Here is a 7,006-nt window from a genome sequence, read left to right on the forward strand (position 1 = left end):
ACCCCCCCCCCCCCCCCCCACGACCCCCCTCGGGTAGGTCTTTGTCCACCCGGGCTCCCGATTTCACCCGTCCGAGCAGGCGCTCGGAGTGAATGGAGGGAGCGAAGGGGGGCGCTTTCACGTCGCGTGCTGTTCGTGCTGATCTTCACCGGCCTACCGTCGTGAGCACGGGAGCGGCGGGAGTGGGTGCGGGGATGGCGTTCATGGATACGGACGATGCGGGCGGTGCGGGCGCCGCGGGCTGGACGGCCGGCCCGGATGGCGATGCGTCCGGTGTGGGCTCGGGTAGTGCGGGTCCGGGTGCGGGCGGGGCGGCGGAGCTGGTCGGGATCTTCGACCTGGCGGGGAGTCCGCGCGGGTGCGGGTTCGTGGCCGACGACCGGGGGACGGTACTCACCGCCCAGGAGGTCGTGGACGGCCTCGACCGGGTGGTGCTGAGCGCCCCCGGGGGGAGCGGCCGACCGGTCGTGGCGGGTGAGGTGACCCTGCTGCCGGGGGCCGGACTGGCGCTCGTACGGTCCGACGGGCTCGGGGTGCGGCCGCTGCCGGTGGCCGTACGGGACGTGGTCGAACCGGGGGCGTACGTACGGCTGGCCGCGCGGGGGTGGCGGCAGGCGCGGGTGCTCGGGGGCGTGCGGGTCGCCTACGGGACGGTGCCCGGGGCGGTGGCGCCGGGGGCGGGGCCGGGGGCGCCCGGGCTGGGGGCGATCGAGCTGGCCATCGGGACCGACGGGCGGGACGCGATCCGTGCGGGTGGCGAGGTGCGCGGGGGTCCCGTCCTGGACGCCCTGACCGGAGCGGTGCTCGCGGTGGTGGGCACAGCTCTGCGAGGAGAGCACGGCTCGGGAGTCTTCGCCCTGCCCCTGCGCGCCGCGGCCGTCACCGATCCCCGGGGTCCCCTCGCCGAACTGCTGGCGCGCAACGCCGCCACCGTTCCCGCTTACGACACCGACCTCAACCTCGCGGGAGCCCTCCAGCTGACCGGGACGACGGTGGGCCAGGCGGCCCCCGCAGCGGGCCCAGAACTGGTCGAACGGGAGTCTGTGGTAAGGGAGTTGGATGCCTTCACGGCGGGGGACCGCCCGGTACTGGGGCTGATCGGCGAGCCCGGCGTCGGCCGCACCACGGAACTCGCCGCCCTCGCCGCCCGCCGGGCCCGGGGCGCGGAACCGGCGCCTACGGTATGGCTGCGCGGTGCGGATCTGCGGGCCGGGGACGGCTCCCTCGGCGTGGCGGTGGGGCGGGCGTTGGCGGAGGCGGCCCGGATCGTGGCCGCGCCCCGGGTCCCGGCCGCCGACCCGGCACTCGGGGAACGGATCGCCGAGCTGGCGGTGGCGGCCGGGCGGCCCCTGCTGGTGCTCCTGGACGCGCCGGAGGAGATGCCGCCGCACCTCGCCCACCGGTTGGCGGCCTGGACCGCGGGCACGGTGGCCTGGCTGCGGGAGACCGGGGCGCGGCTGATCGTCGCGGGGCGCCCGGAGCACTGGGAGCGGGCCGGTGCGCTGTACCCGGCCGAGGCGCTGTACTCCCCGGGCCCGGGCCGCCCGGCCGGTGGGCTCCCGGCCGCGCTGCGGCTGGGCGACCTCACCCCGGCGGAGGCCGCCCTGGCCCGGGCGCGCTACGGGATCCCGGACGAGTGCGTCCACCCGTCGGCGGCCCGCCACCCGCTCGCCCTGCGCCTCCTGTCCGGCATCCGTGCGGCGGGCGTCACCGAGGGCCGCCCCACGCGCGAGGACGTTTTCGCGGCCCACCTGGACCTGGCGTACCTCCGTGTCGCCCTCCGCGTCTCGGCCTCCGGCCGGGATGCGGATGCCGCTGGCGCTGCTGGTTCGGGCTCCGACCCCGGTGCGGTGGGGGACGGTGCCCGGGGACGGGGAGCCGGGCTGGACGGCCGGGGGGCGGGCCCCGGAGCTCCTGGTGCTCATGGGGCGGCGCCGGGGCCCGGGTTCGGGTGGTCCACTTCCGGTACCGCAACCCCGGGCACGCCGGAGGCGCTCGGCCCCGCGGACCCCTCAGGACCCGGAGGCGGCGGCCCGGTGAGGGGAGGGGGAACCCCGGGGGAGCGGCCCGAGAACGAGGCCCCGGAGGGCGGGACGGCCCCGGGCGACGGGTGGGCCGGACCCGGCGCGGCTGAGGGCGCCGGTGGAGCGGGTCCCGGGTCCGGGGGACCAGGGCGCGTCCCGGCCGTCGACGGCGGCCGGCCGGGGCCGGGATCCGGTCCGGCCGGGGGCGTCGCCCGCGCGGGGTCCGGGTTCGGCGGCGCCGCGTGGCCGGCGCCCGGTGCCGGGGGTTCCGGTCCGGCCGGGGCCGGGCTCGGGGGGGCCGGGGTGTGCGGGGCCGGGGTCGGGCGGTTGGCGGCGCGGGTCGGGGGGCGGGTGCACGAGGCCGCGCGGCGTTGCCTCGGGCCCGGGCAGGGGCAGTTGGACCGGGCCTCCTTCGAGGAGCTGTTCCCCTGGCGCACCGGCTGGGCTTCCGCCGTCCTCGCCGAAGGCCTGCTCGTCCCGGCGGGCCCCGACGGCTACCGCCCCGCCCACGAGGAGCTGTCCGACTGGCTCCAGGCCGCCCACCTCGACGTCCCGACGGCCCTCGACACCCTGGTCCACCGCCCCACCCCAGCCGCCGGGCTCCCCGTGCCCCGTCACCGGATCGGGCCGGTGCTGGAGGCGCTCCTGCTGCTGCCCGATCCTCTGCTCACCGACACGCTGCGCCCGCTGGTCGACGTACTGGAACGGCCCGGCGCCGACGACGACCCCCGCTGGTGGGCCGGGCGGCTGCTGCGCGGCGCGCTCGCGCGCCGCGCCGACGCCCTGCCGCAGCTGCCCGTGCTGCACGCGCTCGCGGAACACGTGTCCCGGACCGGCCCCGGCCCCTTCGGCGGAGCGTTCGGCGGCCGGTTCTGGAACCGGTTGCGACTGCCCGAGGACGTCCGCCTCGACCTGCTGCGCCGCCTGCTGCCCGCCGACCCGCCCGTCGACCCGTTCGCCCCCGGAACCGGCGGCGCGGGCGACGACCGGTTCCTCGACGCCGCCGCCCGTCGGCTCGTCCGCGACCCGCGCCGGGTCCAGCCCCTGCTCTGCGCCTGGTTCGGCGACGACCGACGGCTGCACGGCCGGCCCGGGGCCACCGTCGCCACCGCCGCCCAGGCCCTCCTGCACACCCACCGCCGCCTCGCCGCGGACGGCCTCACCGAGGCCCTCGTCACCGCCGCGCACCCCCGCGCCGACGAGTTGCTCGCGGTACTCGCCGAGGAGGAGCCCTCCGCCGTCAGCCGGGCCGTGGACCGCTGGGCCCACGACGAGCGTCCGGAGCGCCGGGTCGCCGCCGCGGCGTACGGACTGGCGGCCGCCGCCCACGTGCGCACCCCCGCCGACCGCGAGCTGCTCCGCTACGCCGCCCGGGCGATCCTCGCCCGCCCCGCCGACGCCTCCCTGCACGGCAGCGCCCTCGCGATCCTGCTCCGCGACCCACGGGAACGCGCCCGGTACCTGCCCGACGCGCTGGCCTGCTTCCGTGAACGCCGCTCCCGGCTGCCCGCCGCAGAACTGGTCGCCGTCCTGCCGCTGCTCCCCGACCCGGACGCCGTCCTCGACGCGCTCGGCGACCGGGCCGACGGCGAGGTGCTGTGCGCGCTGGCCGCCCTGACCACGCCCGCGCTGTCCCGCCGGGCCGCCGAGCTGGTAGGGGACCACCTCGCCCGCTGCCCCGGGGACGCCCCGTACGCCGCCGCCTTCGTGGACCGGCGACTGGAGCAGGGCGCGCCCGCCGGGCCGGTGCTGCGCCCGCTGGTCCTGCTGCTGCTGCGCGGGCCCGCGCCGGTCCGGGCCGCGCTCGCCGAGGTGCTCGCCGCTCCGGGGAACGAGGCCTCGTACGCGCTGCGGGGCGAGCTGGCCGACGTACTCCTCGACTCCGAGACGGACGCGTACGTCCTGGACGCCCTGCTCGGCGCCGTGGCGCTCGGCGCGGCGGAGCGGTGCGCGGACCGGACCAGGGAGCTGCTGCGCCGCACCGGGCGGCAGCTGCTGCGCGCACCGGGCGGCGCGGCCGTCTTCGACCGGCGCGTGGTGGAACTCGCCCGCGCCCTGCCCGTCTTCGGGGCGCTGGTGGACCGCTGGCTGGCGGCGGCGCCCGCGGAAGCGGCCGCCCTGCTCGGCCCGAGCGCCCGGCGGATGATCGAGACCTTGAACAGGGACGCGTGCACGGAGGCCGGGGCGGGCGGGACGGCCGACGGGGCGACGGGCGGGGCGAGCGACGCCGGGGCGGCCGGGGCGACCGGTGCCGGCACGGGCCCCTGAGGGGGTCCCGGCCCGTCTCTGACATGTGCCTGATGCCGATGCGAGCCCCGGACCACCGGCATGGCAGTCTTAGACCTGCAATCTCTACAGGTACACCACGGGTTCGGGCGAGGAGCGGTCACAGTGCAGCGCTGGCGTGGCTTGGAGGACATCCCCCAGGACTGGGGACGCAGCGTCGTCACCATCGGCTCGTACGACGGTGTGCACCGGGGTCACCAGCTGATCATCGGACGAGCGGTGGAGCGGGCGCGCGAACTGGGCGTACCGTCCGTCGTCGTCACCTTCGACCCGCACCCCAGCGAGGTCGTGCGCCCCGGCAGCCACCCGCCGCTGCTGGCCCCGCACCACCGCCGCGCCGAACTGATGGGCGAGCTGGGGGTCGACGCGCTGCTGATCCTGCCGTTCACGGCGGAGTTCTCGCAGCTGTCCCCGGCCGACTTCATCGTCAAGGTCCTCGTCGACAAGCTGCACGCGCGCGCCGTCATCGAGGGCCCGAACTTCCGCTTCGGCCACCGGGCCGCCGGGAACGTCGGTTTCCTCACCGAACTGGGCGCCACCTACGACTACGAGGTCGAGGTCATCGACCTCTTCGTGCGCGGCGCGGCGGGCGGCGGCGACGCCTTCTCCTCCACGCTCGTGCGCAGGCTCGTCGCCGAGGGCGACATGGAGGGCGCGGCCGAGATCCTGGGGCGTCCGCACCGGGTCGAGGGCGTCGTGGTGCGCGGTGCGCAGCGCGGGCGCGAGCTCGGCTACCCGACGGCGAACGTCGAGACCCTGCCGCACACCGCGATCCCCGCGGACGGTGTGTACGCCGGGTGGCTGACCGCCGACGGCGAGCGGATGCCCGCGGCGATCTCGGTCGGCACGAACCTGCAGTTCGACGCGACCGAGCGGACGGTCGAGGCGTACGCGATCGACCGGGTGGGCCTCGACCTGTACGGGATGCACGTGACCGTCGACTTCCTCGCGTACGTGCGGGGGATGGCGAAGTTCGAGTCGCTGGACGGCCTGTTGGAGGCGATCGCGGACGACGTGAAGCGGTCGCGGGTGCTGACGGACGTGTACGACGCCGAGCGCTGAGCGGCCGTCACCGCCGGAGTACGAAGAGGGGCCCCACCCTCCGGTCGGACGGTGGGGCCCCTCTTCGCGCGCGGTGTGCGGTACCGCTACTGACGCGGGTCCTGCGGCGGGGCCGGGGGGTGCTGGGGCCAGCCCTGGCCGGGCTGGGGCTGCTGGGGCGGGTAGGGCTGGCCGTAGGGCTGCGGGGGTTGCTGGGGCTGGCCGTACGGGTTCTGCGGTTGCGGCTGTTGCTGTGGTGCCTGCTGCGGCTGCTGCTGCGGGTAGGGGTACGGCTGTTGGGGCGCGTGAGGTGCCTGGGGTGCCTGCTGCGCACCCTGCCAGTGCGGCTGCGGCTGGGACTGCTGCGCGCGGACGAAGTCCTCGGCGACGAGGGCCGAGAGGTTGAAGTACGCCTCGCGCGTCTTCGGCCGCATCATGTCGAGGTCCACCTCGGCGCCGGCCGACAGGTGCTCGTCGAACGGCACCACGACCACTCCCCGGCAGCGGGTCTCGAAGTGCTGGACGATGTCCTCGACCTTGATCATCTTTCCGGTCTCGCGAACTCCCGAGATGACGGTGAGCGAGCGCGAGACGAGGTCGGCGTACCCGTGGGCGGACAGCCAGTCGAGGGTGGTGCTGGCGCTGCTCGCGCCGTCCACGGACGGCGTCGAGATGATGATCAGCTGATCGGCCAGGTCCAGGACCCCGCGCATCGCGGAGTAGAGGAGCCCGGTGCCCGAGTCCGTGAGGATGATCGGGTACTGGCGGCCCAGCGTCTCGATCGCACGCCGGTAGTCCTCGTCGTTGAAGGTGGTGGACACCGCCGGGTCCACGTCGTTGGCGATGATCTCCAGGCCGGAGGGGGCCTGGGAGGTGAACCGCCGGATGTCCATGTACGAGTTCAGGTACGGGATCGCCTGCACGAGGTCGCGGATCGTCGCCCCCGTCTCGCGGCGCACGCGGCGCCCGAGGGTGCCGGCGTCCGGGTTCGCGTCGATGGCCAGGATCTTGTCCTGGCGCTCGGTGGCGAGGGTGGCGCCGAGGGCGGTGGTGGTCGTGGTCTTGCCGACGCCGCCCTTGAGGCTGATGACGGCGATGCGGTAGCAGGACATGACCGGGGTGCGGATCAGTTCCAGCTTGCGCTGGCGCTCCGCTTCGGCCGCCTTGCCGCCGAAGCGGAAGAGGGACGAGGCGCCGCCGGAGCCGCCGCCGCGGCTGCTCTTCGGCTTCTGCTTGTTGCGCAGCAGGCGGTCGGAGGACAGCTCCACCGCGGCGGTGTAGCCGAGGGGGGCGCCGCCGCCGGAGGGAGCGGCTTGGTAGCGGGGGTCCTGGGGACCGGGCGCGCCGGGGCCGCCGGGGCCGCCGGGCTGCGGCCACTGGCTCGCGAGCCGGGGGTCGCCCTGCGGGGGTGCCGGTGCCGGGGGCTGCTGGCCCCAGGGTGCGCCGGTCTGGGGCTGGGCCGGGGAGGGGGCCGGAGCCGGTGCGGGTGCGGGGGCGTTCGGGAACCCGTAGCCGGGTGCGGGTGCGGGAGCCGGTGCCGGAGCCGGGGTGTTCGGGAACCCGTACCCCTGGGGTGCGGGGGGCGCGGGGGCCTGGACCGGAGCCGGGGCCGGGGCCGGGGTGTTCGGGAACCCGTATCCCTGCGGGGCGGGGGG

Annotated in this window: 3 protein-coding genes; 2 read left to right on the top strand and 1 reads right to left on the bottom strand. The window is 76.8% G+C overall.

Annotated elements, in window-relative coordinates; translation table 11 throughout:
- Positions 1-203 precede the first annotated feature (203 nt).
- A complete protein-coding gene (locus tag QMF80_RS23960) occupies positions 204-4,292 on the top strand; it encodes a S1 family serine peptidase (RefSeq protein ID WP_283456556.1) in 4,089 nt (1,362 codons plus the stop codon).
- 123 nt (positions 4,293-4,415) lie between these two features.
- The gene (locus tag QMF80_RS23965; RefSeq protein ID WP_283456558.1) at positions 4,416-5,372 is read left to right on the top strand and encodes a bifunctional riboflavin kinase/FAD synthetase; all 957 of its coding nucleotides are present in this window, start codon (positions 4,416-4,418) and stop codon (positions 5,370-5,372) included.
- Positions 5,373-5,458: 86 nt separating this feature from the next.
- Here the strand turns inward: QMF80_RS23965 and QMF80_RS23970 are convergent.
- Positions 5,459-7,006: MinD/ParA family ATP-binding protein (locus QMF80_RS23970; RefSeq protein WP_283456561.1), on the bottom strand; the 1,548-nt coding region annotated here is incomplete at its 5' end.

It is taken from the genome of Streptomyces sp. G-G2, assembly GCF_030063135.1.
Classification (GTDB): Bacteria; Actinomycetota; Actinomycetes; order Streptomycetales; family Streptomycetaceae; genus Streptomyces.

Bases quoted from the DNA above. Each gene is read 5' to 3' on its own strand.
- QMF80_RS23960 (WP_283456556.1), top strand. From the start codon at position 204: ATGGATACGGACGATGCGGGCGGTGCGGGCGCCGCGGGCTGGACGGCC.